The sequence below is a fragment of the Comamonas humi genome, assembly GCF_054782535.1.
Genome location: NZ_BAAGSH010000024.1, coordinates 57,742 through 83,943, shown reverse-complemented (window position 1 = coordinate 83,943; position 26,202 = coordinate 57,742). Strand labels below are relative to the sequence as shown.

Genomic DNA, 26,202 nt, shown 5'->3' with positions numbered 1-26,202 from the left:
CAGCGAGTATCAGGCCGCGGCCTTGGCCTTGGCGTCGACCAGCGGCACGTTGAACACGTCGTAGCCAAAACACCACGACGGATCTTCGTTCGTGCGCAGCCAGGTGTTGTCGTGCGAGATGCGCTGCACCTTGCTGGCGCGCTCGGCCCGGTTGGCTTCGTAGAGCGCGAAGGCCAGCTCATGGTTGCTGGCGCCGACCTCCTTGAGGCAGCGTGCCAGCATGGCGCCATCCTCGATGGCCATGGCCGCGCCCTGGGCCATGTGCGGCTTCATCGGATGGCAGGCGTCGCCCAGCAGCACCAGACGGCCGCGGCTCCACAGCGGCAGCGGATCGCGCTCCAGCAGCGACCACTTGGTCACCTCCACCGTCGCGTCGATCAGGGCCTGCACCGTGGGGTGCCAGCCAGAGAAGGCCTCGCGCATCTCGTCCTTGCTGCTGGGCAGCCAGCGGTCGTCGAGGCTCCACTGCTCGACCGGCACGCCGGTCACGTAGTACAGCTCGTCGGCCTTGCCGGTGACGAAGTAGGTCATCATGTGGCGGTCGTCGCTCCACCACTTCACGCAGGCGTCGAAGGGCAGCATGCCGGCCTTGACCTCGGGCGTGGGGAACACGGCGCGGTGCGCCAGGTAGCCCGCGTACTTGGGCAGCTCGGGGCCGAGCAGCTCCTCGCGGATGCGCGAGTTCACGCCGTCGGCGCCGATCACGATGTCGGCCTCCTCCGTCGTGCCGTCGGCGAAGTGCATCACCACCACATGGCCGCGGTCCTCGACCTTGGTCAGGTGCTTGCCGTAGGCCATCACGCTGTCGGGCAGGGCCTCGATCAGCAGCGCATGGAAATCGCCACGGTGCACCGTCAGGTAGCTGGCGCCGTATTCCTTGACCGCGTAGTCGCCCAGCGGGATCTGGGCCAGCACGTCGCCGGTCTGCCAATGGCGGCTGTACCAGTAGTCGGGGTGCGAGCCCTGTTCGTTGAGCGCGTCCTCGATGCCGATGCGGCGCAGGATCTTCATCACGTTCGGCCCTACGTGGATGCCGGCACCCAGGCGCGAGAAGTTCGGCGCTTGTTCGTAGACGCGGACGTTGAAGCCTTCCTGGAGCAGCAGCTTGGCGGCGGCGGCGCCACCGAGGCCGGCGCCGACAACGGCGATGCGGGGGGATGAGGACACGGTTTTTTCTCCTTGCAGGAATGTTGAGAGGCAGACAGAACGGCCGTTGCTTCAGCCCGTCCCTGCGCCTCGGCGCCGCGGGATTCATGCCAAGCACTTCAAGCCACAATTAAGGTGTACACACTTTATTTCGTCAATCCAAACCAAGTGCATCACGGGGTCGAAGAATAAATGAGTTTCTGGATTTTTTGGCGTGCTTTCTGCGCTAATTAGGTACAAACCCCGAGAAAATTTAAATTTGCCAGGACTTGGTTTTTTTGCAAAAATTAAGCGTACACACTCATTTGACCCTCATCAAACCCGCAAAGGCAAGCCTTCCATGACCCGCACCTACCGAATCGGCCAGATCGTGCCCAGCTCCAACACCACCATGGAGACCGAGATCCCGGCCATGCTGCGTGCCCGCGAGGGCATCCGCCCCAACGAGCGCTTCACCTTCCACTCCAGCCGCATGCGCATGCACAAGGTCACCAAGGAAGAGCTGGCCGCGATGAACAAGGAAGGCCTGCGCTGCGCCGCCGAGCTCGCCGACGCGCGGGTCGACGTGATGAGCACCGCCTGCCTGGTGGCCATCATGGCCATGGGCCTGGGCTACCACCGCCAGACCGAACAGGAGCTGACCGCGGTGGCCCGCGCCAACCAGTGCCTGGCCCCGGTGATGACCTCGGCCGGCGCGCTGGTGGAGGGCCTGAAGATCATGGGCGCCAAGCGCGTCTCGATCATGGCGCCCTACATGCGGCCGCTGACCGACCTGGTGGTGCAGTACATCGAGCACGAGGGCATCGAGGTCATCGACTCCATCTGCTTCGAGATCCCCGACAACCTGGAGGTGGGCCGGCGCGACCCGCTGCAGCTGCTGGACGACGTGAAGCGCCTGAACACCCAAGGTGCCGACGTGATCGTGGCCTCGGCCTGCGTGCAGATGCCGTCGCTGCCGGCCATCCAGCGCATCCAGGATGCGACCGGCATCCCCACCGTCTCCACGGCCGTGTGCACGGTGCGCCGCATGCTGGATCACCTGGGCCTGGAGCCCGTGGTGCCGGGCGCCGGGGCACTGCTGTCGGGCGCCTATCCCCACAGCAACATGGCCAACGCCGCCCAGGCCTGAGGAGCACCCGCATGAGCAGCACCTCCAGCACTTACCTCTACGGTGGCCAGGTCCATGCCAATGGCATTCGCCAGCACTACCTGCGCTATGGCGGCGCCGAGGGCGCGCGCGCCCAGCGTGACGCCGTCATCCTGGTTCCCGGCATCACCAGCCCGGCCGTCACCTGGGGTTTCGTCGCCGAGCACCTGGGCCGCCAGTTCGACACCTATGTGCTCGATGTGCGCGGCCGCGGCCTGTCGTCGTCGGGCCCGGGCCTGGACTATGGCCTCGACGCCCAGGCGGCCGATGTGACAGCCCTGGCCCAGGCCCTGGGCCTCGCGCGCTATGCGCTGGTCGGCCATTCGATGGGCGGGCGCATCGCCGTGCGCGCCGCGCGCAGCCAGCCCGCGGGGCTCACGCGCCTGGTCATCGTCGATCCGCCGGTCTCCGGCCCGGGCCGCCGCGCCTACCCGGCCGCCCTGCCCTGGTATGTGGATTCCATCCGCCAGGCCACGTGCGGCATGAACGCCGAGGAGATGCGCGCCTTCTGCCCCAGCTGGACCGAGGAGCAGCGCCAGCTGCGCGCCCAGTGGCTGCACACCTGCCATGAGCCGGCCATCGTCCAGAGCTTCGAGGACTTCGGCCGCGACGACATCCATGCCGACCTGCCGCATATCCAACACCCGCTGCTGCTGGTGACGGCCGAGCGCGGCGACGTGGTGCGCGACGAGGACGTGGCCGAGTGGCAGGGCCTGGCGCCGCAGACCGCGCATGTGCGCGTGCCGAACGCCGGCCACATGATCCCGTGGGACAACGAGGCCGGCTTCTATGCGGCCCTGGGCGAGTTCCTCGGCGCGAAGGTGGATTGACCATGGCCGTCAGCGACATCGACCTGATCCACGCCTGGAAGCAGGTGCTCACGCTGTCCCGGCTCGAAGCCGGCCAGACCGTCACCGTGCTCACGGGCGCCGACACCCACCCGCAGACGCTGCGCTGCGCCATCGCCGCCAGCAGCGAGATGGGCGCGCGCGTCAACCGGCTCGACCTGCCGCCCGTCAACGCCGAGAAGTCGCTGAGCCGCGACTCGCTGGCCTACCTGGGCACGACGCCGCTCACCGGCAACCCGGCCGCCATCGCCGCGCTCAAGGCCAGCGACCTGGTGCTCGACCTGATGACCCTGCTGTTCTCGCCCGAGCAGCACGAGATCCTGCAGACCGGCGCCAAGATCCTGCTGGCCGTGGAGCCGCCCGAGGTGCTGTGCCGCCTGGTGCCCACCGAGGCCGACCGCGCGCGCGTGCAGGCCGCCTCCAAACTGATCGAGGCTGCCGGGCAGATGCACATCACCTCGGCCGCGGGCACCGACCTGCGCTGCCGCCTGGGCAGCTTCCCCGCGATCTGCGAATACGGCTTCGTGGACCAGCCCGGCCGCTGGGACCACTGGCCCAGCGGCTTCGTGCTGACCTGGCCCGACGAGGGCGAGAGCAACGGCCGCGTGGTGCTGGACCGCGGCGACATCCTGCTGCCGATGAAGGACTACGTGACCGAGCCCATCGAGCTGACCATCGAGAAGGGCTACGTCACCCGCATCAGCGGCGGGCTGCAGGCCGAGATCCTGCAGGAGTACATGGCCGCGTACGAGGACCCGGAAGCCTATGCGGTCTCGCATGTCGGCTGGGGGCTGCAGCCGCGCGCCCACTGGTCCATGCTGGCCCACTACAACAAGGAAACCCACATCGGCATGGACGCCCGCGCCTTCGAGGGCAACTTCCTGTGGTCCATGGGCCCGAACAACGAGGCCGGCGGCAGCCGCACCACGGCCTGCCACATCGACATTCCCATGCGCCGCTGCTCGGTCGCGCTCGACGGCCGCCCGGTCGTCATCGCCGGCGTGGTGCAGGACGAGCAAGGACTGGCGCGTGCAGCCAGACAGCCGAAGCAACGAAAGGACATCGCATGACAACGACCACCAGCGCCCAGAGCATCCCCACCGAGGGCGTGCAGGGCGATATCTCCGCCTATGCCCGCCAGGGCTTCGGCACGCCGCTGCCGCTCAAGCCTCCGTTCGGCCTGCTCATCATCGACTTCGTCAACGGCTTTGCCGACCCGGCGGTGTTCGGTGGCGGCAACATCCCCGAGGCCATTGCGCAGACGCGCCACCTGCTGGCCCACGCGCGCGAGCGCGGCTGGCCGGTGGCGCACAGCCGCATCGTGTTCTCGGACGACGATGCCGACAGCAATATCTTCTGCCTCAAGGTGCCGGGCATGCTCACGCTCAAGGAGGGCAGCCACGACAGCGCCATCGTGCCCGAGCTGGCACCGGCGCCGGGCGAGTATGTGGTGCGCAAGGCCACGCCCTCGGCCTTCTTCGGCACCATGCTCGCGCCCTGGCTGGCCCAGCGCGGCGTGCAGACCCTGCTGGTGGCCGGCTGCGTGACCAGCGGCTGCGTGCGTGCCAGCGTGGTCGATGCCATGCAATCGGGCTTCCGCCCGCTGGTGGTGGCCGACTGCTGCGGCGACCGCGCCCTGGGACCGCACGAGGCCAACCTGTTCGACATGGCGCAGAAGTATGCGGCCGTCATGCCGCTGGCCCAGGCCATTGCCGACACTCAGCTATGAAAACAAGAGCTTCTCGCGCTTGATTCACCATGAGTTCAATTGGTTTTATATTCAGTCACCTTATCCATCAAGCGCCAGAAGCTACTTTTTACATAGCATCATGATCCAGCCCCAAGCCCTGCACCAGCAGCTGCTCGCCAGCCCCGGCACCCTGCTCGTGGTGCGCCAGCCGGCGCCGCCGCCCCGGCCCGCGCCCGGCCAGCCGGGTACGGCCAGCGACTATGTGCAGCCCACCCCCGAAATCTTCGTGGCCGTGCTGGCCGACGATGCTGCACCACAGGGCTGGCGCGCCCTGGCCTTCAACGGCCATGTGGACCTGGGCACCGGCATACGCACATCGCTGGCCCAGATCGTGGCCGAAGAGCTGGAAATACCGCTGGAGCGGCTGGAGATGGTGCTCGGCCACACGGCCGCCGCGCCCAACCAGGGGCCGACCATCGCCAGCGCCAGCATCCAGATCTCGGCCGTGCCGCTGCGGCGTGCCGCGGCGCAAGCGCGCGAACAGCTGCTGGAACTGGCCGCGCAGCACTGGGGCGTTTCGGCCGGGCTGCTGCAGGCGCGGGATGGGTTGGTGCGCCTTGCCGACGGCAGCGACACACGCGAAATCAGCTACGGCCAGTTGTTGAAGAACCAGCAACTGCAGCTGACGCTGGCGCCGCCCGAACAGGAAGTCAAGCTCAAGCCCGCCAGCGACTACCGCATCGTGGGCCGGGGCGCCGCCCGCGTGGACATTCCCGCCAAGGCCACGGGCGAGCTGAGCTTTGTCCACGACGTGCGCGTGCCCGGCATGCGCCATGGCCGCGTGGTGCGGCCGCCGCATCCGGGGCGCGACGGCGGCGACTTCATCGGCCAATGCCTGATCGCCGTGGAGCGGGACTCGGTGGCCCACCTGCCCGGCAATGTGCAGGTCGTCACCGAAGGCGATTTCGTCGGCGTGGTGGCCGACCGCGAGGAACAGGCCATCGCCGCCATGCGCGCGCTGCGCGTGCAATGGCGCAGCGTGCCACCCGCGCCCGACCTGTCCGATATTGCTGGTGCGCTCCGCGCCCAGCCTGCCCAGCACCGCCCGCTGGTCGACCAGGGCGATGTGGATGGCGCCTTCGCCGGTGCCACCACCACGCTGCGCCGCAGCTATGCCTGGCCCTACCAGATGCATGCCTCCATCGGGCCGTCGTGCGCCGTCGCGGATTTCCGGGACGGCCGCCTCACGGTCTGGTCGGGCACCCAGAATCCGCACATGCTGCGCACCGACCTGGACCGGCTGCTGCAGCTCGGCGAAGGCAACATCGACATCGTGCGCCTGGAGGCCGCGGGCTGCTATGGCCGCAACTGCGCCGACGATGTCTGCGCCGACGCTGCCCTGCTGTCCATGGCCGTGGGCGCGCCCGTGCGCGTGCAGCTCACGCGCGAGGAGGAGCACCAGTGGGAGCCCAAGGGCACGGGCCAGCTCATGGACGTGAGCGCGGCCATCGATGCCCAGGGCGAACTGCTGGCCTACGACTTCGCCGTGCGCTACCCGTCCAACGACGCGCCGCTGCTGGCCCTGCTGCTCACCGGCCGCATCCCCGGCGAGCCGCGCACGCTGGAGATGGGCGACCGCACGGCCGTGCCGCCCTACCGCTACGCCAGCCAGCGCATCGCCTGCCACGACATGGCGCCGCTGGTGCGCGCCTCATGGCTGCGCGGCGTCTCGGCCCTGCCCAACTCCTTCGCCCACGACTGCATGATCGACGAGTTGGCCCAGGCGGCCGGTGCCGATCCCGTGGACTACCGCCTGCGCCATCTCGATGACCAGCGCGCCATCGAACTCATCGCGGCCACGGCCGAGCAGGCCGGCTGGCAGCGCGGCCAGTGCGGCAGCCGCGGCCAACCCGGCGCGGACGGCCTGCTGCATGGCCGCGGCGTGGCCTATGCGCGCTATGTGCACAGCCGCTTTCCCGGCTTCGGCGCGGCCTGGGCGGCCTGGGTCATCGATCTGAGCGTGGAGCCCGCCAGCGGCCGCATCACCCTGCGGCGCGTGGTCGTGGGCCAGGACACCGGCATGGTCGTCAACCCCGACGGCGTCCGCCACCAGGTCCACGGCAACGTCATCCAGACGCTGAGCCGCAGCCTGATCGAGCGCGTGGCCTTCGATGCGCAGGGCGTCGCCAGCCGCGAATGGGGCGGCTACCCGATCATCGGTTTCCGCGACCTGCCGCCCATCGAGGTGCTGCTGATGCCGCGCCAGGACGAGCCGCCCATGGGCGCCGGCGAATCGGCCTCGGTGCCCGGCCCGGCGGCCCTCGCCAATGCCTTGTTCGACGCCACGGGCCGGCGCTTCCATGCCGCGCCGTTCACGCCCGAGGCGGTGCGCCAGGCGCTCAGGTCCCCTGGCTCACCGTGATGGTCGGGAACTTGCCCGAGAAGTCCTTGGCGCGCTGCGCGATCTTCACCGCCACGTCGCGCGCCACCTTGCGGTAGATCTGCGCGGCCTCGCTGCCCGGCGCGGCCACCACGGTGGGCGTGCCGCTGTCGGCCTGCTCGCGGATCGCCAGCGACAGCGGCAGCGAGCCCAGGTAGTCCATGTGGTACTCCTCGGCCATGCGCTTGCCGCCGTCGGCGCCGAAGATGTGCTCCACATGGCCGCACTGGCTGCACACGTGCACGGCCATGTTCTCGACGATGCCCAGCACCGGCACGCCGACCTTCTCGAACATCTTGATGCCCTTCTTCGCGTCCAGCAGCGCGATGTCCTGCGGCGTGGTGACGATCACCGCGCCGGTGATGGGCACGCGCTGGCTCAGCGTGAGCTGGATGTCGCCGGTGCCCGGCGGCATGTCGACCAGCAGGTAGTCCAGGTCCTTCCAGTTGGTCTGGCGCAGCATCTGCTCCAGCGCCTGCGTGGCCATGGGGCCGCGCCAGATCATGGCCTGGTCGGGCTCCACCAGCAGGCCGATGGACATGACCTGCAGGCCGTGGCTGATGACCGGCTCCATCGACTTGCCGTCGCTGCTCTCGGGCTTCTGGTTGGCGTTGAGCATCATGGGCTGGCTGGGGCCGTAGATGTCGGCATCGAGCACGCCCACGCGGGCGCCTTCGGCCGCCAGCGCCAGCGCCAGGTTGGCGCAGGTCGTGCTCTTGCCCACGCCGCCCTTGCCGGACGCGACCGCGATGATGTTCTTCACGCCCGGCAGCAGCTGCACGCCGCGCTGCACCGCGTGGGCCACGATGTGGGTGTGGATGGACACGGACACGTTCTGCACGCCATCTACCGCCTTCGCGGCCGCCACCAGCTGGCTGCGCAGCTGCGGCTCCAGGCTCTTCGCGGGGTAGCCCAGCTCGACGTCGAAGGCCAGGTCGCCGCCGTTGATCTGCAGGTTGCGCACGGCGCGCGTGCTCACGAAATCCTTGCCCGTGTGCGGGTCTTGTACGCTTGCCAGCGCGGCCAGCACGCTCTGTTCTGTCACTGCCATTCGAATCACTCCTGTGGGCCGGATAGTCTATCGTTGCCGTGTACCCCCAGCAGAGGGACGACAATCACGGGTTTCGTCCCGCCTGCAAATCCGACCTCCAGATCCGCCCGTGAAATTCAAGATCCCGCCCAACTCGCTCTTCGCCATCCTGCTGCGCTCGTCGTGGTGGATCAGCTTCGCCATCGCCGGCGCCATCATCACGGTGTGCCTGGCGCTGCTGCCCAAGGACATCAAGATCGTCAGCGCCATGGGCAGCCTGCCCTTCGTGGTGACCGGCGTGATCGCGCTCACGCGCCAGTGGCGCGAGCCCAGCGCCGCGCGCACCGAGCAACTGCTGGCCGACGCCGCGGCGCTGTCCAGCCGCGAGTTCGGCCAGCGCCTGGCCGCCGCGTGGCGCGCCGAGGGCTACGAGGTGCAGCCGCTGAACCACGCCGCCGCGGATTGGCAGCTCACCCGCAAGGGCGCCACCACCTGGGTGCAGGCCAAGCGCTACAAGGCGGGCACGCACGGCGTCGAGCCGCTGCGCGCGCTGCACCAGGCGGCGCAGGCCGCGGGCGCCGGCAGCGCCTATGTGCTGCTGCAGGGCGCGCTGAGCGAGCAGGCCGCGCAGTTCGCCCGCGAGCAGGCCATGACCGTGCTGCAGGACAAGGACCTGGCAATGCTGCTGGCCAAGGCCTAGCTTCCAAAAAGAGAGCTGCTAGCGCTTTTTAGACAACCATTTCAGATACATTTTTATCTGAAACGTCGAAATGACAAGCACTAGCAGCTCCTGTTTTTGATAGCCCACGAGCCGGGCACCATCCCCCTCGGCGCCGGTTTGCGCTATGGTGGCGGCTATGCAGCCGCTGCCGCACTACCACCCGCCCACTGCCCGCACCGCCATCGTGCTCTCGGGCGGCGGCGCCCGCGCCGCCTACCAGGTGGGCGTGCTGCAGGCGCTGTCGCGGCTGCGCCGGGCGGCGGGGGCGGGATCGCAGGCCACGCCGTTTCCCATCGCGGTCGGCACCTCGGCGGGGGCCATCAACGCCGCCGCCCTGGCCTGCGGCGCCGACCATTTCGACACCGCGGTGCAGCGCCTGTCCAAGGTGTGGCGCAATTTCTCGACCCAGCAGGTCTACCGGGCCGATCCGTTCGGCGTGATGCGCAGCGGTGCGCGCTGGCTGACGCTGCTCACGCTGGGCTGGGCGCTGACCCGCTGGCACCGCACGCAGCCGCGCTCGCTGCTCGACAATGCGCCGCTGCACGATCTGCTGCGCGACGCGCTGCCGCTGGAGAAGATCCCGCACCTGCTGCGCAGCGGCCAGCTGGCGGCGCTGGCGGTCACCGCGTCGAGCTACACCACCGGCGAGCATGTCACCTTCTACGAGACCGGCCCGCACCTGCATCCGTGGTCGCGCTCGCAGCGCCGCGCGGTACAGGACCGCATCCGCCACGAGCACCTGGTCGCCTCGTCGTCGATACCGTTCCTCTTTCCGCCGACCGAGCTGGACATCCACGGCGAGTTCGGCTATTTCGGCGACGGCGCCATGCGCCAGACCGCGCCGCTGGCGCCCGCCGTGCACCTGGGCGCCGAGCGCATCGTCGTCGTCGGCGTGGGCCGCTCGCACGAGGTCGGCGAGTCACCGCCGGGACGGCACCCGCCCCACCCCACGCTGGCCCAGGTGGCGGGGCATGCGCTGTCCACCATCTTCCTCGATGCGCTGTCGGTGGACATCGAGCGCGCCGAACGCATCAACCACACGCTGTCGCTGTTCTCGCCCGAGCAGCAGCAGCGCAGCACGCTGCGCCCCGTCGACCTGCTGGTGTTCACGCCGTCGTGCTCGCTCGACCAGTTGGCGCTCAAGCACCTGAACGAGCTGCCGCTGCCGGTGCGCACGCTGCTGGGCGCGGCCGGCGTGTCCGAGCAAGGCAGCGCCAGCAGCGCCGCACTGGCCAGCTACCTGCTGTTCGAGCCCGGCTACACCCGCGCGCTGATGGCGCTGGGCCGCTCGGACACCCTGGCGCGGCAGGACGAGATCTGCCGCTTCTTCGGCTGGTGAGCGTTATTTTTGGCATTTTTGGCCTCCAAGCCATACCAGAAAAGCGCCAGCAGCTATCAAATTCATAACCCTTGGCGAACGCCCTGCCGGGCATACCAGCAGGCCCGCCGCCGCGGCGGGCATCGCAACCCGTTCTAAAATCGCGGTTTCGCGCCGGCCTCGGCCGCTTTCGCGCCTGTTCAGCCCCCAGCACCCCATGTCCCAACGCCACCTCTTCGTCACCACCGCCTTGCCGTATGCCAACGGCAACTTCCACATCGGCCACATCCTCGAATACATCCAGGCCGACACCTGGGTGCGCTTCCAGCGCATGCAGGGCCATGTGGTGAACTTCGTGGGCGCGGACGACGCCCACGGCGCGCCGATCATGATCGCCGCCGAGAAGGCCGGCAAGACGCCGCAGCAGTTCGTGGCCGACATCGCCGCCGGCCGGCCGCAGTACCTCAAGGGCTTCCACATCGAGTTCGACAACTGGAGCAATACCGACAGCCCCGAGAACCACGAGCTGTCGAAACAGATCTACCTCGACCTGAAGGCCGCCGGCCTGATCGAGACGCGCTCCATCGAGCAGTTCTTCGACCCCGAGAAGAACATGTTCCTGCCCGACCGCTTCATCAAGGGCGAGTGCCCCAAGTGCCACGCCAAGGACCAGTACGGCGACAACTGCGAGGTCTGCGGCGCGGTGTACGCGCCCACCGACCTGATCAACCCGTACTCGGCGCTGTCCGGCGCCAAGCCGGTGCTCAAGTCGTCCGAGCACTTCTTCTTCACGCTGTCCGATCCGCGCTGCGTCGAGTTTCTGCAGGAGTGGACGCAGAACGGCGAGCACGTGCAGCCCGAGGTGGCCAACAAGGTCAAGGAATGGTTCAGCGTGCGCACCAACCCCGACGGCACCACCAGCGAGGGCCTGGGCGACTGGGACATCTCGCGCGACGCGCCCTACTTCGGCATCGAGATCCCCGATGCGCCGGGCAAGTACTTCTACGTCTGGCTGGACGCGCCCATCGGCTACCTCGCATCGCTGAAGAACCTGCTCGACAAGCGCGGCGAGGACTTCGCCGCCTACATGGGCCGGCCCGACCTGGAGCAGTACCACTTCATCGGCAAGGACATCGTCACCTTCCACACGCTGTTCTGGCCGGCCATGCTCAAGTTCAGCGGCCGCAAGACGCCGACCAAGGTCTGCGTGCACGGCCACCTGACGGTGAACGGCGAGAAGATGAGCAAGAGCCGCGGCACCGGCCTCGATCCGCTCAAGTACCTGGGCCTGTCGATGAACCCCGAGTGGCTGCGCTACTACCTGGCGGCCAAGCTCAACGGCAAGAACGAGGACATCGACTTCAACGCCGATGACTTCCTGCAGCGCGTGAACGCCGACCTGGTGGGCAAGTACATCAACATCGCCAGCCGCGCCGCGGGCTTCATCGCCAAGCGCTTCGGCGGCCAGCTCGGCACCATCAGCGCCGACGGCCAGACCCTGCTGCAGCACCTGCGCGGCCAGAGCGGCGTGATCGCCGACGCCTACGAAAAGCGCGACACCGCCCGCGTGGTGCGCGAGGTGATGCTGCTGTGCGACCGCGTGAACGCCTACGTGGACGCCAACAAGCCCTGGGAGCTGGCCAAGCAGGAGGGCATGGACGCCCGCCTGCAGGACGTGTGCAGCACCTGCATCGAGGCCTTCCGCATCCTCACGCTGTACCTGCAGCCCGTGCTGCCGGCGCTGGCCTCGCAGGTCGAATCCTTCCTGCAGGTCCAGCCGCAGAGCCTGGCCGACGCGCAGCAGCCGCTGGGCGCGGGCCACGCCATCGGCAAGTACGAGCACCTGATGCAGCGCGTGGCGCCCGAGCAGCTCGCCGCGCTGTTCGAGCCGCCGGCGCCCGCCGAGCCCGTCGTGCAGGCACCGCTGCCCGGCGGCGAAGCCATCGCGCCCACCATAGCCATCGACGACTTCGCCAAGATCGACCTGCGCATCGCCAAGATCGTGGAATGCAAGCCGGTCGAGGGCTCGACCAAGCTGCTGCAGCTCACGCTGGACGTGGGCGAGGGCAAGACGCGCAATGTCTTCAGCGGCATCGCCAGCATGTACAAGCCCGAAGACCTGCAGGGCAAGCTCACCGTGCTGGTGGCCAACCTCGCGCCGCGCAAGATGAAGTTCGGCGTGAGCGAAGGCATGGTGCTGGCCGCCAGCCATGCCGACGAGAAGGCCGAACCCGGCATCTACGTGCTGGAGCCCTTCCCCGGCGCGCAGCCGGGCATGCGCATCCACTGACGCGCATGCGGTTCCCTCCCGCTCGAAAGCCTCTGAGCCTCCTGGCCGCAGGGGCTTTTTTCTGCGCCCTGCAGGGCTGCACCGTCGTCAGCGTGGGTGCGGCGGCCGTCAGCGTCACGGCCACCGCCGTGGGCGTGGCCGCCGATGTGGCCGTGGGCACGGCCAAGGTCGTCGGCAAGGGCGTGGGCATGGCCTATGACGCCGCGACCGGGGACAAGCCGGACAACAGCGGCATCGGCATCAAGTACCGCGAAAGCGACCCCAACCACCCCTACCAGCCCGGCCCCGGCGCCAGCAATTCGCGCCCGCCCGAAGAGGCCTTGCCCTAAGCCAGCGCGGCTTCTGGCAATACCGGCCACTCCTCGCCGGTGTAGTCGCCGTCCGGCTCCACCTGGCCGCTCAGCAGCCGGTGGCTCCATTCGTCGAGCTGCGCGCGGATCGATGCCGGCACGTCGCCGCGCAGCGCCAGGCGCACCAGCGCCGGCTCTTCCAGGCCGAAGCGCCTGAGCTCGCCCAGAGCCAGCTCGCCGCGCGCCGCATCGGCCACGGCGCGGACGATGGCTTCGCCCGAATCGGCGACCGCCGACGCCACGAACACCTGCGGATCGCGCGCCACCCAGTCCAGCACATTGCCGATCTGCGCCACGCCGCGCGCGCGGCAGGCCGCCGTCACGCCCACCCGGCCGCCGTCGATCATCGCGAACAGCACGTCGGCGCCGGCATCCGCCATGGTGTGGATGCACAGCTCGGCCAGTTGCGGCTGGTGCTGGTGGCCGCAAAACTGGGTCAGCAGCCGCCCCGGCCAGCCCGCGGCGCGCAGGCCGTGGGCATAGGCCGCGCGGCCCTTGAGGCCGGGGCGCACGCGCTCGCCCGAGAAATGCGCGGCCACGCCCGAGCGGCTGTGCAGCGCCGCCAGCACGCCGGCCAGAAAGGCCGACTGCTCCTGCAGCACCTCGTAGCGCGCCACCTGCGGCGCCTGCAGGCTGCCCTGGGTGATGGCGAAGCGCTGGCCCGGCCAGCGCTGCAGCGCGCGCGCCACCGGCACGTCGCCCTGCCCGCCGTGCGCCACGATCAGATCGAAGCCTTGCGCGCACAGCTGCTCGACCGCGGCGGTGCGCGCGGCCTCGTCGCGCGGCGCGATCCAGAACGGCGTCACGTCATGGCCGGCGGCCAGGGCGCGCTGCGCGCCCAGCAGGCCGGCCTCGTTGAAACTGCCCTGCCCCTCGGGGCCGAACAAGGCGACCGCCACGCGCGGGCGGCGAGAAAGAGAAGTCATAGCGTAGCTCCCGTGGCCCGGGCCACATGGCCCCAGGCGCTTGATTGATCCTGCACCAGGCGCGCAAACGCCTGGCGGTCCAGCGGCGGCTGCACAAAGCCCTGCGCCGCCAGGCTCTGGCGCACGGCCGCATCGGCCAGCGCCGCCTGCAGCGCGGCGCCCAGCCGCTCGACCACCGCGGCGGGCAAGCCCGCCGGTGCCGACAGGCCGACGTAGTTGTCGGCCACCAGCTGCGGCAGGCCCAGCTCGGCCACCGTGGGCACCTCGGGCGCCTGCGGCACGCGCTGCGCCGCCGTCACCGCCAGCAGGCGCACGCGGCCGTCGCGGGCCAGCGGCAGGTTCTGCGGCAGTGCGTCGACGGCCAGTGGGATGTGGCCGGCCAGCAGGTCCGAGCGCATCGGCCCCGCGCCGCGGTAAGGCACGTGCGCCAGCCGCAGCCCCTGCAGGCGCGCCAGTTCGGCGCCCACCAGGTGGCCGACCGAGGCCGCGCCGCCGCTGCCGTAGGGCACGGCCTGGGGCTGGGCGCGCACCCACTGCAGCAGCTCGGCAAAGCTGCGCACCGGCAGCTCCTGCCGCACGACCAGCGCCGTGGGCACCGAGCCGATGTAGCCGAGGTGGGTGAAGCTGCGCGCCGCGTCGTAGGGCGGCTGCGCCAGCAGGTGCGGCGAGATCGACAGCGCGGCCGAGTTCGACAGCAGCAGCGTGTGGCCGTCCGGCGCGCTGTGCGCCACCGCCTGCGCGCCCAGCGTGGAGCCGGCGCCGGGCCGGTTGTCGATGACCACCGGCTGGCCCAATTGGGCCGACAGCAGCGGCGCCAGCAGCCGCGCCGCGATGTCGCTGGCGCCGCCGGGCGGAAAGGTCACCACCAGCCGGATCGGCTTGCGCGGCCAGGCGGCATCGGTGGCGGCCGCGGCGGGGCGCAGGGCGCACAGGGCAGGCAGCGCCGCGGAAAAGGCGCCCATCAGCAAACGGCGGCGGTGCAGCATGGCAAGCAACTCCTGGAAAGAAAACCGCCATGCTAGGAAAGGCGCCGCTTGTATACAAACTCGGATTTCGGCTATCGATCTGCGAAAAAATGCCATGCGCCGCCCGGTATGGGTACACTGGCCCGGCCATGTCGCACACACCGATCCTGCCGCTGTCGCGCCGCAGGCGTTTCATCACCCGGCTGCACCACTGCGGCCCTCCGGCGAAGCACTGAACCCCGCGTTCCAGTTCCACTTCCCCGGAGGTCAGATTGCACGTTCATCTTTCATTCAGGCCGCGCCTGCTCGCGGCTTTGCGCGGCTACGACCGCGCCCGTTTCCTGCAGGACGTGGGCGCCGGCCTCACGGTCGCCGTCGTCGCCCTGCCGCTGGCCATGGCCTTTGCCATCGCCTCGGGCCTCAAGCCCGAGGCGGGCCTGTTCACCGCCATCATCGCGGGCTTCTTGATCTCGGCGCTCGGCGGCAGCCGGGTGCAGATCGGCGGGCCGGCCGGCGCCTTCATCGTCATCGTCTACGACATCGTGCAGCAGTACGGCGTGGCCAACCTCATCATCGCCACCGCGCTGTCGGGCGTGCTGCTGTTCGCGATGGGGCTGCTGCGGCTGGGCACGCTGGTGCGCTTCATCCCGGTGGCGGTCATCATCGGCTTCACCAACGGCATCGCGGTGCTGATCGCGCTGTCGCAGGTCAAGGACTTCCTGGGCCTGTCCATCGCCAAGATGCCGGGCGACTTCTTCGGCATCCTCGGCACGCTGGGCAGCCATTTGTCCACCACCAACCCCTGGGCCGCCGGCGTGGCCGTGGTGTCGCTCGCGGTGGTCGTGGGCTGGCAGCGCTGGCTGCCGGCCTGGGGCGGACAGCGGCGCTGGGCCGTGCGGGCCGCCCGCGTGCCCGGCTCCATCGTCGCGCTGGTGCTGGCCATGGCCGCGGTGGCCGGCTTCGGGCTGCCGGTGGAGACCATAGGCAGCCGCTTCGGCGGCATACCGGCGGCGCTGCCCGCGTTCACGCTGCCGGCCTTCAGCTGGGAGTCGGCGCGCTTTCTGCTGATGCCCACGATCACGCTGGCGCTGCTGGGCGCCATCGAGTCGCTGCTGTGCGCCCGCGTGGCCGACGGCATGATCGGCGACCGCCACGATCCCAACCAGGAGCTGATGGCCCAGGGCCTCGCCAACTTCGTCACGCCCTTCTTCGGCGGCATGCCGGCCACCGGCACCATCGCCCGCACGGTGACGAACGTGAAAAGCGGCGCCACCAGCCCGGTCGCTGGCATGGTGCACGCGCTGGTGCTGCTGCTGGTGATCCTGGTGGCGGCGCCGCTGGCCGCGTCGATACCGCTGGCCACGCTGGCGGCGATCCTGATGTTCGTGGCCTGGAACATGGGCGAGTGGCGCGAGTTCGCGCGGCTCAGGACCTACCGCCTGCCCTACCGCATCACGCTGGTGTCGGTGTTCCTGCTGACGGTGGTGTTCGACCTGACGATCGCGGTGGAGTTCGGCATCTTCGCGGCCTGCGTGACCTTCATCTACCGCATCTCCAGCCTGTCGCGCGCCGAGCGCCTCACGGCCGCCGAGCAACCGGTGCTGGCGGGGCACGAGGCGCGGGTGCAGGTCTGGCGGCTGTATGGCGCGGTCTTCTTCGGCGCGACCAAGCTGGTCGAGTCGCTGGAGGACCAGCTGCCCGCGCGGGCGCTGGTGCTGGATCTGAAGAACGTGATCTACGTGGACTCGACCGGCGCCGAGGCGCTCGAAGGCCTGAGCCAGGTCTGCGACGCGCGCCAGGTGCGGCTCATCGTCTCGGGCCTGATGGGCCAGCCGCTGGACATCGCCCAGCGCACCGGCCTGTACGAGCGGCTGCAGGCGCAGCTCCAGCCCGACGTGGCCAGCGCCACGGCCGCCGCCGTGGCTGCGGCCCGCGAGGATGGCGTGGATCTATGAAAACCATAGCTTCTGGCGCTTGATATACCTTGGTTTCAGAGATAAAACCATCTGAAACCATTATTTAGAGAGCGCCAGCAGCTCTCTTTTTTAAGAATCAGTGGTTCGGCATGGGCTGCGTGCTGCCCTTGCGCACGACCTTGCCCTGGGCGTCGAACACCACGGTGAACAGCATCTTGGTGCTGGGCGGATCGATCCAGTTCCAGTCCCACTCGGCCTCGTTCTTCAGTGGGTAGCTCATGCGCTTGGCGGGCTGGCCCAGCAGCTTGCGCACCTGCTGCTGGTCCATGCCCGGCGCCACCTGCGCGAAGTACTCGGGCGCCATCACCTGGCGCAGCTTGGTCATCTTGCCGTCCTGGCCGATGGTGATCATGAAGTTCTGCGCGCCGGCCGGCTGGCGGGTGTACTCCAGCGTGTGCGAGCCGTCGCTCTCGTCCCAGACCTGGTTGGGCGGACCGAAGCGGTCGCGCACATCCTGCTCGGTCGAGACGAACTCCTCCAGTTCCTTGATGCGCTGCTGGTCGCAGCCGGCCAGGAACAGCAGGCCGGCGGCGGCCACCAAGGTCAATGCAAGCTTGGAAACGAAGGGCATGGTAGGAATCGTTAAAATCACGGCCAAATCCAACTATACCTTCCTATGTCTTTCTTCCGCCGCCCCGACTACGAATCCGATGTAACGCAATTCATCAACCAGATGAAGGCAGAGAATCCCGCCGTGGAAGCCGGCCAGCGCCAGGGCCGCTCGCTGCTGTGGGACAAGCAGGTCGACCGCGACCTGCAGGGCGAATTCCGCGAAGGCCGCGTGGCGCAAAAGCCCTACGTCTACCAGAACGGCGCCGAATAATGCCTGCGGCGCTTGAGCAGCAAGCGCCGACAGCTCTCTTTTTGGAAGCACTCCCCCGCCCATGTCCGCCGACGACACCGACGTGAACGCTACGGTGGCCGTCACTACGGCGGCCGTCGACACGGCGGCGCTCGGCCCCGCGGGCGCGCCCATGCCCGACGTGATCGACCAGGTGGCGCTGGCGCGCCTGTACGGCGAGCCGCTGTTCGCGCTGCCGCAGGACCTGTACATCCCGCCCGACGCGCTGGAAGTCTTCCTCGAGGCCTTCGAAGGCCCACTGGACCTGCTGCTGTACCTGATCCGCAAGCAGAACTTCAACATCCTCGACATCCCGATGCTCAGCGTCACGCGCCAGTACCTGGTGTATGTCGACGAGATCCGCAGCCGCAACCTGGAGCTGGCGGCCGAGTACCTGCTGATGGCGGCGATGCTGATCGAGATCAAGTCGCGCATGCTGCTGCCGCCCAAGAAGCAGGAAGGCAGCGACGAGGCCGAGGACCCGCGCGCCGAGCTGGTGCGCCGCCTGCTCGAGTACGAGCAGATGAAGCTCGCCGCGCTGCAGCTGAACAACCTGCCGCACTTCGGGCGCGACTTCGTCAAGGCCCAGGTGTTCATCGAGCAGGCGCTGGCGCCGCGCTTTCCCGACGTGGCCATCGTCGACCTGCAGGACGCCTGGCGCGACATCCTCAAGCGCGCCAAGCTGGTGCAACACCACAAGATCACGCGCGAGGAGCTGTCGGTGCGCGAGTACATGAGCACCATCCTCAAGCGCCTGCACGGCCGCCGCTTCGTGGAGTTCGAGGACATCTTCGACCCGAGCAAGGGCAGCACCGTGCTGGTGGTCACCTTCATCGCGCTGCTGGAGCTGGCCAAGGAAACGCTGATCGAGATCACCCAGGCCGAGGCCTTCGCGCCGATCTACGTGCGCCTGGCCTATACGCCGGCCTGAGCGGCCCGCCTGCCCCATCGATGGCCGGCGACTGGCACTTGCCCCCGGCCGGCCGGCACCGCAGAATGGACCGCTCTGCCACCAGCCTTCCGGAGCCCGGGCCTTGCCTTCCCATCCCATTCCCCTGACCGTCATCGGTGGCTTTCTCGGCGCCGGCAAGACCTCGCTGCTCAACCACCTGCTGCGCACGCCCGACATGCCGCGCTGCGCGGTGCTGGTGAACGACTTCGGCGCCATCAACCTCGACGCCGGCCTGCTGGCCGGGGTGCAGGGCGACACGATCGCGCTGACCAATGGCTGCGTGTGCTGCTCCATCGGCGACGACCTGTCGAACGCGCTGATCCAGGTGCTCGCGGCCGATCCTCCCTTCGACAGCATCGTGGTCGAGGCCAGCGGCATCTCGGACCCATGGCGCATCGCCCAGATCGGCCTGGCCGACCCGGACCTGCGGCTGGAAAGCGTGGTGGTGGTGGTGGACTGCGACAGCCTGCTGCTGCAGGCAGAAGACCCGCTGCTGCGCGATGGCCTGCGCCAGCAACTGGTGCATGCCGACCTGCTGGTGCTCAACAAGGCCGACCTGGCCACGCCGGCGCAGATGGCGCAAGTCCTGGCCTGGTGCCAGTCGGCCTGCCCGCAGGCGGTGGCCGTGCAGGCCACGCAGGGCGAGGTCGATCCGGCCCTGCTCGGCTCCGGCTTCGGCCAGGCCGCCCGGCCCCGCGCGGCCGCCACCGGCGATGCCGAACGCTTTGCGGGCCGGCCGATCCAAGCCCCGCAGCCGTCGCGCCAGCATGCGCAGGCCTTCGAGACCTGGTCCGCCTCCACCGCCGCCCTGCCGGCCTTCGGCAGCGAGGCATTGCGCAGCGGCCTGGCGCCGCTGGCCGGCCGGCTGCTGCGCCTCAAGGGCCATGTGCGCACGCTGGAGCATGGCTGGGCCGAGGTCCAGTTCGCGGGCCGGCGCATCAACTTCCGCCGCCTCGCGCAGGCGCCTGACCCGGCGTTGCAGCAGCTCGTGGCCATAGGCCTGGACGGCCGGCTGCCGCGCGAACAACTGGCCGAGCTGTTTTCTTCTGCAGCAGCTCACCCAAAGGCCTGACGGGGCGCGACTCCGGGTGCAGAAGACCATGTTGGGCCCGCAATAGTGCGTCTACATCAATGCCACACTAAATTTGCTCTTGATCCATCAAGCTGGCCCTCGGAACCAGGGTCCCTGGAGGCAGAATAGCGCCAGGCGCAATGACGGCATTGGCTCCGACTTTGGAACCGTGGCCGACCAAGGCTCCAAACTTCCCGCCGATTCGTTGGAGCCGCTCGTCGACTCTGACATAGACCGTCCCGTCACTCCGCTCATTTCGATAATTGCATATGATGCTGCCGGCCTCCAGATTCACTGCCGAGCCGACCAGTGAATCACCCACAAAATTAAAGTGGGCAAACTTGGTTCCGTCGAGGATGACACTCGTCTTGACCTCGACAGAAGGGCCCAGAATGCAACGCGCCCCCAGCCAGACACCGCCCCTCAGGTAACTGCCATGGGCAACAAATGCAGCCTCTCCGATGACTACTGGCCCCTTCAATACAGCGCTGGACTCAACGATTGCCCTTTTATGAATGGCTATATCCCCCGCCACAACATAGTCCTCGGGTGACAGCAAAGCTATTTGCTCAAGCAGCACATTCTCCAACGAGGCGATCAAATCCCAGGGGGCCATACCGGAATCGGATATGAAAAGAGGAAGAGCAGAAGGTTCCGGCGTCAAGGACTCATAGAACATCATCAAGCCTCATCAATGGAAGCAATGGAGCCAAATGGATGGCTGGCTAAAGCATCAGGCGCTGTAACGCGATGGCAACGCAAATAGCAGACCAGGCCGCTTTCCGCAGCGCCCTGGGAGCCTCGCGGAAAGCCCCTTTGACAAGAAAGTGCGCCTAACCCACCGAGTGCCGCATGCTGGTGGCCTCGAAGACGCGGCCGGACAGCATGGTGCCCCAGACCCGCAGGTCCTTGAGCGCCATCGGATCGACGGCCAGCGGGTCGTCCTCGAGCACGCACAGGTCGGCGCGCTTGCCGCATTCGAGACTGCCGATCTCGGCGTCGAGCTTCAGCGTCCAGGCGGCGCCCAGCGTGATCGCGTGCAGCGCCTGCGGCACCGAGATGCACTCGCTCGCGCCCAGCACCTGGCCCGAGGCGGTGCGGCGGTTGACCGCGCACCAGGCGGTGAACAGCGGCCCCAGCGGCGTGACCGGCGCATCCGAGTGGATGGCCAGCGCCACGCCATGGGCCAGCGCGCTGGCGCAGGCGTCCATGCGCGCGGCGCGGTCCGGCCCCATGGTCATCTGCGCGTGCTGGTCGCCCCAGTAGTAGACATGGTTGGCAAACAGGTTGGCGCACAGGCCCAGTGCCGCCATGCGCTGGAACATGGCGCCGTCGATCATCTGGCCATGCTGCAGCGTGTGGCGGTGATCGGGCCGCGGCGCGCGCGCCAGCACCCGCTCGATGGCGTCGATGGCCACCAGGCTGGCCTCGTCGCCATTGGTGTGCACGTGGATGGTCAGACCCGCGCGGTGGTAGGTCTCGAAATCGGCCTCGAACTGCACCGGCGACGTGACCCAGATGCCGTTGGGCGCGCCGTTGAAATAGCCCGGCCAGCGCAGCCGCGCCGAGAAGCCCTGGATGGAGCCGTCCAGCATCATCTTGACCACGCCGAAGCGCAGCCGGTCCATGCCGCCGTGCCGGCCCTGCAGCTGCGCGATGCGGGCCACGCCGTCCTGCGCGCCCCAGGTGCCGTGGAAGGCCTTGAAGGCCGGCACCACGCGCACGTTGTAGTCGTCGCGCTCGCAGGCCCCGAGCAGCACCTGCATGTCGTGGTCGGCCAGCTGGTTGACGAGGTCGGTCGCCGTGGTCACGCCGCGCATGCAGGCGATGGCGCCGAAGCCGCGCATGCCATCGTCGTCCATGGGCGCGAGCAGGCCCGAGCCCGAAGGCCCCAGGCGCCGCGCCACCGGGAACATGGCCGCCGGCTCCTGCAGCTCGCCCGTGGGCTCGCCGTCGGCGAACTTGACCACGCCCTCGATGTCGGTGTCGCGCGTGATGCCGGCCATGGCCATCATGCGCGAGTTCACGTTCATCAAATGGCCGTTGGAGTGGCAGACCACCAGCGGCCGCGTCTGGCTGGCGCGGTCGAGGTGCAGAACGCTCATGCGCTCCCGGCCGAAGTAGATCGGGTCGAACCCCCAGACCACCAGCGGCTCGTCCGCCGGCCGGCCCGCCGCGTCCCAGGCGTCGGCGGTGGCCTTCATGGCATCGACCACCGCGTCCATGGATTGCAGGCCTTGCCAGAGGCGGCCGTCGGGCCCCGTGCGGTCGAACCAGCCCACATAAGGAAAGACCCACATGCCGCCCTCCTTGAGGTGGCAGTGCCCTTCGACCAGGCCGGGCATCAGCACCTTGTCCTCGAAGCGGGTGTCCAGCCGGTACTCGCCCCAGGCCTGCATGCGCGCCAGATCGCCCACCGCGAGGATGCGGCCATCGCGCACCGCCAGGTGGGTCGCCTCGGGCTGGCGGGGGTTCATCGTGAGGATCTTCCTGGCTACATAGACCGTGGTGTCAGACATTCGTGCCGCTCCTGATGGCGTGGTTTCAAACAATGGATTTTCAGGCGGCCTGCAGCTGCAGCACCGGCTGCGCCACGCCGCCGCGCGTTTCCACGCGGTGGCAGCGCACCCAGTGGCCGGGCTCGACCTCGCGCAGTTCGGGCAGGGCCTGCGAGCACTCGGGCAGCGCCACCGGGCAGCGCTTGGCAAAGCGGCAGCCGGGCGGCGGCGAGATCGGGCTGGGCGGATCGCCCACCAGCTTGATGCGCTGGGCCGCGCGCGCCCGGCCGCCGCCCACCGTGGGCACGGCCGACATCAGCGCCACGCTGTAGGGATGCAGCGGCCGCGTGAAGAACGGCCTGCGGGGCGCCTGCTCGACGATCTGCCCCAGGTACATCACCGAGATGTCGTCGCACAGGTGCTCCACCACCGCCATGTCGTGCGAGATGAACATGTAGGTCAGGCCCAGCTCCTGCTGCAGCCGCGACAGCAGGTTGAGCGTCTGCGCGCGGATGGCCACGTCCAGCGCCGAGACGGGCTCGTCGCAGACCACCAGGTCGGGCTTGGTGGCGAGGGCCCGCGCGATGTTGATGCGCTGGCGCTGGCCGCCCGAGAACTGGTGCGGGAACAGCTGCTTCTGCTCGGGGCGCAGGCCTACCTGCAGGAACAGCTCGTCCACCCGGTCTTCGCGCTCGGCCTTGCTGCCTATACGCATCAGCTCAAGCGGGCTGCGCACCACCTCGCCGGCCCGCTGGCGCGGGTTGAGCGCGCTGAACGGGTCCTGGAACACGATCTGCGCATGGCGCCGCGCCAGGCGCAGCGGCTCGCCCTCCAGCGCCGTCATGTCCACGCCGCCCAGTTGCACCCGACCCGAGGTGACGGGCGCCAGGCGCAGCACGCCCAGCGCGGTCGTGGTCTTGCCCGAGCCGGACTCGCCGACGATGGCCATGGTGCGGCCGCGCGCCACGTCGAAGCTCACGCCGTCGACGGCGCGCACCAGCTCCTGCGGTTGGCCCCAGCCGCGTTTGCCGACCGGGAAATGGATCTTCAGGTCGTGCACCGAGACCAGGGGCTGGTCCTGGCGCGCGTTGGAATGGATAGATGCGTTCATGCCGGCACCTCCTCGAGCGCCTGCGCCTGCGTGGCCGGGTACAACCAGCAGGCCACGCCGTGGCCCTGCGCCTTCTGCGCCATCGGCGGCACCTGGCTGCGGCACAGGTCGGTCGCATGGGCGCAGCGCTGGTGGAAGGCGCAGTTGCTGCCCAGCTCCCAGATCGACGGCACCATGCCGGGGATCTCGGGCAGCACCGCGCGCTCGCCGCCGGCGCTGCTGCCCAGCTCGGGCAGGCAGGCGATCAGGCCCTGGGTGTAAGGGTGCAGCGGCTGCTGCAGCACCTGGTCGACCGTGCCCTCCTCGATCACGCGCCCGGCGTACATGACCATCACGCGGTCGGCCATCTCGGCCACCGCACCCATGTCATGCGTGATCATCACGATGGCCGTGCCGCGGTCGGCCTGCAGCTGGCGCAGCAGGTCGAAGATCTGCGCCTGCACCGTCACGTCCAGCGCCGTCGTGGGCTCGTCGGCGATCAGCACCTCGGGCTCGCAGGCCAGGGCCATGGCGATCATCACGCGCTGGCGCATGCCGCCCGACATCTGGTGCGGGTAGTCGTCGACGCGGCGCTCGGGCGCCGGGATGCCCACCTGGCGCAGCATGGCGATGGTGCGTTCGCGCACCTGGCGGGCGTCGAGCCCGGTGTGCAGCTGCAGCGCCTCGCCGATCTGCTGGCCCACGGTGTAGACCGGGTTCAGCGAGGTCATGGGCTCCTGGAAGATCATCGAGATGCGGTTGCCGCGGATCTCGCGCATGCGCGCCGGGCTGGCCTGCAGCAGGTCCTCGTCGCCGTAGAGCACGCGGCCCGCGGCAATCTTGCCGGGTGGCGTGGGGATCAGGCGCAGCAGGGCCAGTGCCGTCATGCTCTTGCCGCAGCCCGACTCGCCCACCACGCACAGCGTCTCGCGCGGGCGCACCTGGAAGTTCACGCCATTGAGCACCGAGGCCACGCCGCGGCGGGTCTTGAATTCCACGCGCAGGTCTTCCACGCGCAACAAAGCTTGTTCAGTCATCAACGCTCCCGCAGCTTGGGGTTGAAGGCATCGTTGAGCCCGTCGCCGATCAGGCTGATGGCCAGCACCACGACGAAGATGGCCAGGCCCGGGAAGGTCACCGCCCACCAGCTCGTCAGCACATAGGCCCGGCTGGAACCGATCATCAGGCCCCAGCTCATCTGGTTGGGATCGCTCAGCCCCAGGAAGGACAGGCCAGCCTCGAACAGGATGGCCGTGCCGATGGCCAGCGTGGCCGACACGATCAGCGGCGGCAGCGCATTCGGCAGGATGACCTGCCAGATGAGGCGGCCGTTCTTCGCGCCGATGGCGCGCTCGGCACGCACGTAGTCGATGTTGCGCAGGCGCAGGAACTCGGCCCGCGTCAGCCGCGCCGTGGCCGTCCAGCTCACGATGCCGATGGCGATGGTGACCGTGACAAGCGTGGGCGAGAACAGGCTGGTCACCACCATGGCGAACAGCAGGGCCGGCAGCACCTGGAAGAACTCGGTGATGCGCGACAGCAGGCTGCTGAACCAATTGCCTTCGTAGAAGCCGGCCAAGGCCCCCAGCGTGACGCCGATGGAGACCGACAGCAGCGCAGCCACCGCGCCCACCAGCAGGGTGATCCGACCGCCGAAGAGCAGCATGTTCAGCACATCGCGGCCCAGGTAGTCGGTGCCCAGCCACACATCGGGCTCGGTGAACGGCGGCGTCATCGGCGCCGCGGCGATCTCGAACGGGTCCGCCGGGTAGATGTAAGGCATGAGCACCGAGGCGATCACCACTGCCAGCAGCACCAGCAGCCCGACGACGGCGGATTTGTTGCGCACGAACATGCGCGCGGCCTCCAGCCAGGGGTTCTCGGCCTGAAGCACTGCGGGAGAGGAGGCTGTGTTCATGAGGTCTTGATGCGGGGGTCCACCAGGCGGTAGACCAGGTCGGTGAGCACGTTCATCACCACCACCAGGATGGACGAGAACAACAGGATGCCGAGGATGGTGGGGTAGTCGCGCCGCAGCACCGAGTCGAAGGCCAGGCGCCCCAGGCCGGGCCAGTTGAAGACGGTCTCCACCAGCACGGCGCCGGCCAGCACGTTGCCGAACTGCAGGCCCAGCACCGTGATGACGGGCAGCACCGCATTGCGCAGCGCGTGCTTGTAGAGGATGTTGCGCTCCGACACGCCCTTGGCGCGCGCGGTGCGCACATAGTCCGAGCCCAGCACATCGACCATCGAGGCGCGCGAGAGCCGGCTGTACTGGGCCATGTAGACGAAGGCCAGCGTCGTCGCCGGCAGGATGGTGTGCAGCAGCACGTCCGGCAGCGCAGCCCAGCCGGTGGCCGTGGACGCGGAATCCGTCATGTCGCCCACCGGCAGGACGGGCCATATCGACGCGAACAGGATGATGAGCATCATCCCGGTCCAGAACACCGGCGCCGAGAAACCCGCGATCGAGAACACCGTGGTGAACTGCGACAGCCAGCCATTGGGATTGCGCGAGGCGCGCACTCCCAGCCAGGTGCCGACGGAAAAGGCCAGCAGCACCGACACCACCACCAGCAGCAGCGTGGGCGCCAGCCGGTCCAGGATCAGCGATGACACCGGCATGTTGAAGTAGTAGGAGTGGCCCAGGTCACCCTGCACCACCTTGCCCAGGTAGCGGCCCAGTTGCACCGGCAGGGGCTGGTCCAGCCCGTACTGCGCGCGCAGCTGCGTCCTGAGCTCCTCGCTCATGCCGCCGCTCTCGCCCGCGATGGTTTCCACGGGATCGCCCGGCGCCGCGTGGATCAACACGAAGTTGAGCACGACGACGGCCAGCACCAGCACCAGTCCGTTCAGGAGCTTGGAAATCAGGCTTTTCATGTCAGCAGATCGGTGGTCGCCG

Annotated in this window: 24 protein-coding genes; 13 read left to right on the top strand and 11 right to left on the bottom strand. The window is 68.8% G+C overall.

From position 1 onward, the window contains the following. Nucleotides 1–9: 9 nt before the first annotated feature. Complete coding sequence (locus ACYVKR_RS23185) at nt 10–1,167, bottom strand: FAD-dependent monooxygenase (RefSeq protein ID WP_460483347.1); 1,158 nt, start codon at nt 1,165–1,167, stop codon at nt 10–12. A 319-nt stretch (nt 1,168–1,486) separates the two neighbouring features. On the opposite strand from ACYVKR_RS23185, the gene ACYVKR_RS23180 reads away from it, so the two are divergent. The 5 genes from ACYVKR_RS23180 (at nt 1,487) to ACYVKR_RS23160 (ending at nt 7,253) form a co-directional block, all read left to right on the top strand. Next, nucleotides 1,487–2,275 (top strand): maleate cis-trans isomerase family protein, encoded by a 789-nt coding sequence (locus ACYVKR_RS23180; protein WP_460483346.1) that lies wholly within the window; start codon nt 1,487–1,489, stop codon nt 2,273–2,275. Nucleotides 2,276–2,286: 11 nt separating this feature from the next. Then, nucleotides 2,287–3,123 (top strand): alpha/beta fold hydrolase, encoded by an 837-nt coding sequence (locus ACYVKR_RS23175; RefSeq protein WP_460483345.1) that lies wholly within the window; start codon nt 2,287–2,289, stop codon nt 3,121–3,123. A gap of 2 nt (nt 3,124–3,125) precedes the next feature. Further along, nucleotides 3,126–4,211: a M29 family metallopeptidase gene (locus tag ACYVKR_RS23170; RefSeq protein WP_460483344.1), complete on the top strand. Its 1,086-nt coding sequence runs from the start codon at nt 3,126–3,128 to the stop codon at nt 4,209–4,211. After that, nucleotides 4,208–4,870, top strand: coding sequence for an N-carbamoylsarcosine amidohydrolase (locus ACYVKR_RS23165; RefSeq protein WP_460483343.1), 663 nt, complete (start codon nt 4,208–4,210; stop codon nt 4,868–4,870). The genes ACYVKR_RS23170 and ACYVKR_RS23165 overlap by 4 nt, the downstream gene beginning before the upstream one ends. Before the next feature lie 100 nt (nt 4,871–4,970). Next, nucleotides 4,971–7,253 carry a xanthine dehydrogenase family protein molybdopterin-binding subunit gene (locus ACYVKR_RS23160; RefSeq protein ID WP_460483342.1) on the top strand — a complete coding sequence of 761 codons (2,283 nt, stop codon included), beginning with the start codon at nt 4,971–4,973 and terminating at the stop codon, nt 7,251–7,253. On the opposite strand, the gene apbC is transcribed toward ACYVKR_RS23160, so the two are convergent. Then, on the bottom strand, nt 7,231–8,322 hold the full coding sequence (gene apbC / locus ACYVKR_RS23155) for an iron-sulfur cluster carrier protein ApbC (RefSeq protein WP_460483341.1): 1,092 nt from the start codon (nt 8,320–8,322) through the stop codon (nt 7,231–7,233). The two genes, ACYVKR_RS23160 and apbC, sit on opposite strands and share 23 nt — an antisense overlap. Before the next feature lie 109 nt (nt 8,323–8,431). Here apbC and ACYVKR_RS23150 point away from each other — a divergent pair, with 109 nt between their 5' ends. From ACYVKR_RS23150 to ACYVKR_RS23135, 4 genes are all read left to right on the top strand, one after another. Further along, the gene (locus ACYVKR_RS23150; protein WP_460483340.1) at nt 8,432–9,001 is read left to right on the top strand and encodes a restriction endonuclease; all 570 of its coding nucleotides are present in this window, start codon (nt 8,432–8,434) and stop codon (nt 8,999–9,001) included. A gap of 157 nt (nt 9,002–9,158) precedes the next feature. Then, nucleotides 9,159–10,361: a patatin-like phospholipase family protein gene (locus ACYVKR_RS23145; protein WP_460483339.1), complete on the top strand. Its 1,203-nt coding sequence runs from the start codon at nt 9,159–9,161 to the stop codon at nt 10,359–10,361. 196 nt (nt 10,362–10,557) lie between these two features. Beyond that, nucleotides 10,558–12,630 carry a methionine--tRNA ligase gene (gene metG, locus ACYVKR_RS23140; RefSeq protein WP_460483338.1) on the top strand — a complete coding sequence of 691 codons (2,073 nt, stop codon included), beginning with the start codon at nt 10,558–10,560 and terminating at the stop codon, nt 12,628–12,630. A gap of 5 nt (nt 12,631–12,635) precedes the next feature. Further along, complete coding sequence (locus ACYVKR_RS23135) at nt 12,636–12,959, top strand: hypothetical protein (protein ID WP_460483337.1); 324 nt, start codon at nt 12,636–12,638, stop codon at nt 12,957–12,959. Here ACYVKR_RS23135 and ACYVKR_RS23130 read toward each other — a convergent pair. Both ACYVKR_RS23130 and ACYVKR_RS23125 read right to left on the bottom strand, forming a co-directional pair. Then, entirely contained in the window at nt 12,956–13,906 is a 951-nt protein-coding gene (locus ACYVKR_RS23130) for a BMP family lipoprotein (protein WP_460483336.1), read from the bottom strand. The two genes, ACYVKR_RS23135 and ACYVKR_RS23130, sit on opposite strands and share 4 nt — an antisense overlap. Continuing rightward, nucleotides 13,903–14,892, bottom strand: a complete 990-nt coding sequence (locus ACYVKR_RS23125; protein WP_460483335.1) for a Bug family tripartite tricarboxylate transporter substrate binding protein — start codon at nt 14,890–14,892, stop codon at nt 13,903–13,905. The genes ACYVKR_RS23130 and ACYVKR_RS23125 overlap by 4 nt, the downstream gene beginning before the upstream one ends. 251 nt (nt 14,893–15,143) lie before the next feature. Here ACYVKR_RS23125 and ACYVKR_RS23120 point away from each other — a divergent pair, with 251 nt between their 5' ends. Further along, nucleotides 15,144–16,826: a SulP family inorganic anion transporter gene (locus ACYVKR_RS23120; RefSeq protein ID WP_460483334.1), complete on the top strand. Its 1,683-nt coding sequence runs from the start codon at nt 15,144–15,146 to the stop codon at nt 16,824–16,826. A 97-nt stretch (nt 16,827–16,923) separates the two neighbouring features. Here the strand turns inward: ACYVKR_RS23120 and bamE are convergent, their stop codons facing one another. Beyond that, on the bottom strand, nt 16,924–17,418 hold the full coding sequence (bamE, locus tag ACYVKR_RS23115; protein ID WP_460483333.1) for an outer membrane protein assembly factor BamE domain-containing protein: 495 nt from the start codon (nt 17,416–17,418) through the stop codon (nt 16,924–16,926). Nucleotides 17,419–17,463: 45 nt separating this feature from the next. Here bamE and ACYVKR_RS23110 point away from each other — a divergent pair, with 45 nt between their 5' ends. The 3 genes from ACYVKR_RS23110 to ACYVKR_RS23100 all read left to right on the top strand — a co-directional run bounded on the left by ACYVKR_RS23110 (nt 17,464) and on the right by ACYVKR_RS23100 (nt 19,712). Further along, a complete protein-coding gene (locus ACYVKR_RS23110; protein ID WP_460483332.1) occupies nt 17,464–17,670 on the top strand; it encodes a DUF3460 family protein in 207 nt (68 codons plus the stop codon). A gap of 151 nt (nt 17,671–17,821) precedes the next feature. After that, nucleotides 17,822–18,619 (top strand): segregation and condensation protein A, encoded by a 798-nt coding sequence (locus tag ACYVKR_RS23105; protein WP_460483577.1) that lies wholly within the window; start codon nt 17,822–17,824, stop codon nt 18,617–18,619. Nucleotides 18,620–18,722: 103 nt separating this feature from the next. Next, complete coding sequence (locus ACYVKR_RS23100) at nt 18,723–19,712, top strand: CobW family GTP-binding protein (protein WP_460483331.1); 990 nt, start codon at nt 18,723–18,725, stop codon at nt 19,710–19,712. A 67-nt stretch (nt 19,713–19,779) separates the two neighbouring features. Here the strand turns inward: ACYVKR_RS23100 and ACYVKR_RS23095 are convergent, their stop codons facing one another. The 6 genes from ACYVKR_RS23095 to ACYVKR_RS23070 form a co-directional block, all read right to left on the bottom strand. Beyond that, nucleotides 19,780–20,394 carry an LbetaH domain-containing protein gene (locus ACYVKR_RS23095; RefSeq protein WP_460483330.1) on the bottom strand — a complete coding sequence of 205 codons (615 nt, stop codon included), beginning with the start codon at nt 20,392–20,394 and terminating at the stop codon, nt 19,780–19,782. Between the two features lie 151 nt (nt 20,395–20,545). Then, a complete protein-coding gene (locus ACYVKR_RS23090; protein ID WP_460483329.1) occupies nt 20,546–22,231 on the bottom strand; it encodes an amidohydrolase in 1,686 nt (561 codons plus the stop codon). A gap of 40 nt (nt 22,232–22,271) precedes the next feature. Then, the gene (locus ACYVKR_RS23085) at nt 22,272–23,321 is read right to left on the bottom strand and encodes an ABC transporter ATP-binding protein (RefSeq protein WP_460483328.1); all 1,050 of its coding nucleotides are present in this window, start codon (nt 23,319–23,321) and stop codon (nt 22,272–22,274) included. After that, complete coding sequence (locus tag ACYVKR_RS23080; RefSeq protein WP_460483327.1) at nt 23,318–24,340, bottom strand: ABC transporter ATP-binding protein; 1,023 nt, start codon at nt 24,338–24,340, stop codon at nt 23,318–23,320. The genes ACYVKR_RS23085 and ACYVKR_RS23080 overlap by 4 nt, the downstream gene beginning before the upstream one ends. Next, nucleotides 24,337–25,218 (bottom strand): ABC transporter permease, encoded by an 882-nt coding sequence (locus tag ACYVKR_RS23075; RefSeq protein ID WP_460483326.1) that lies wholly within the window; start codon nt 25,216–25,218, stop codon nt 24,337–24,339. The genes ACYVKR_RS23080 and ACYVKR_RS23075 overlap by 4 nt, the downstream gene beginning before the upstream one ends. After that, nucleotides 25,215–26,180 carry an ABC transporter permease gene (locus ACYVKR_RS23070; RefSeq protein WP_460483325.1) on the bottom strand — a complete coding sequence of 322 codons (966 nt, stop codon included), beginning with the start codon at nt 26,178–26,180 and terminating at the stop codon, nt 25,215–25,217. The genes ACYVKR_RS23075 and ACYVKR_RS23070 overlap by 4 nt, the downstream gene beginning before the upstream one ends. Nucleotides 26,181–26,202 lie beyond the last annotated feature (22 nt).

Coding starts and splice junctions, on each gene's coding strand:
- ACYVKR_RS23105 (WP_460483577.1), top strand. CDS start 17,822: ATGCCCGACGTGATCGACCAGGTGGCGCTGGCGCGCCTGTACGGCGAG.
- ACYVKR_RS23125 (WP_460483335.1), bottom strand. CDS start 14,892: ATGCTGCACCGCCGCCGTTTGCTGATGGGCGCCTTTTCCGCGGCGCTG.
- ACYVKR_RS23090 (WP_460483329.1), bottom strand. CDS start 22,231: ATGTCTGACACCACGGTCTATGTAGCCAGGAAGATCCTCACGATGAAC.
- metG (WP_460483338.1), top strand. CDS start 10,558: ATGTCCCAACGCCACCTCTTCGTCACCACCGCCTTGCCGTATGCCAAC.
- ACYVKR_RS23145 (WP_460483339.1), top strand. CDS start 9,159: ATGCAGCCGCTGCCGCACTACCACCCGCCCACTGCCCGCACCGCCATC.
- ACYVKR_RS23170 (WP_460483344.1), top strand. CDS start 3,126: ATGGCCGTCAGCGACATCGACCTGATCCACGCCTGGAAGCAGGTGCTC.
- ACYVKR_RS23130 (WP_460483336.1), bottom strand. CDS start 13,906: ATGACTTCTCTTTCTCGCCGCCCGCGCGTGGCGGTCGCCTTGTTCGGC.
- ACYVKR_RS23165 (WP_460483343.1), top strand. CDS start 4,208: ATGACAACGACCACCAGCGCCCAGAGCATCCCCACCGAGGGCGTGCAG.
- ACYVKR_RS23075 (WP_460483326.1), bottom strand. CDS start 25,218: ATGAACACAGCCTCCTCTCCCGCAGTGCTTCAGGCCGAGAACCCCTGG.
- apbC (WP_460483341.1), bottom strand. CDS start 8,322: ATGGCAGTGACAGAACAGAGCGTGCTGGCCGCGCTGGCAAGCGTACAA.
- ACYVKR_RS23160 (WP_460483342.1), top strand. CDS start 4,971: ATGATCCAGCCCCAAGCCCTGCACCAGCAGCTGCTCGCCAGCCCCGGC.
- ACYVKR_RS23070 (WP_460483325.1), bottom strand. CDS start 26,180: ATGAAAAGCCTGATTTCCAAGCTCCTGAACGGACTGGTGCTGGTGCTG.
- ACYVKR_RS23085 (WP_460483328.1), bottom strand. CDS start 23,321: ATGAACGCATCTATCCATTCCAACGCGCGCCAGGACCAGCCCCTGGTC.
- bamE (WP_460483333.1), bottom strand. CDS start 17,418: ATGCCCTTCGTTTCCAAGCTTGCATTGACCTTGGTGGCCGCCGCCGGC.
- ACYVKR_RS23110 (WP_460483332.1), top strand. CDS start 17,464: ATGTCTTTCTTCCGCCGCCCCGACTACGAATCCGATGTAACGCAATTC.
- ACYVKR_RS23180 (WP_460483346.1), top strand. CDS start 1,487: ATGACCCGCACCTACCGAATCGGCCAGATCGTGCCCAGCTCCAACACC.
- ACYVKR_RS23175 (WP_460483345.1), top strand. CDS start 2,287: ATGAGCAGCACCTCCAGCACTTACCTCTACGGTGGCCAGGTCCATGCC.
- ACYVKR_RS23095 (WP_460483330.1), bottom strand. CDS start 20,394: ATGATGTTCTATGAGTCCTTGACGCCGGAACCTTCTGCTCTTCCTCTT.
- ACYVKR_RS23135 (WP_460483337.1), top strand. CDS start 12,636: ATGCGGTTCCCTCCCGCTCGAAAGCCTCTGAGCCTCCTGGCCGCAGGG.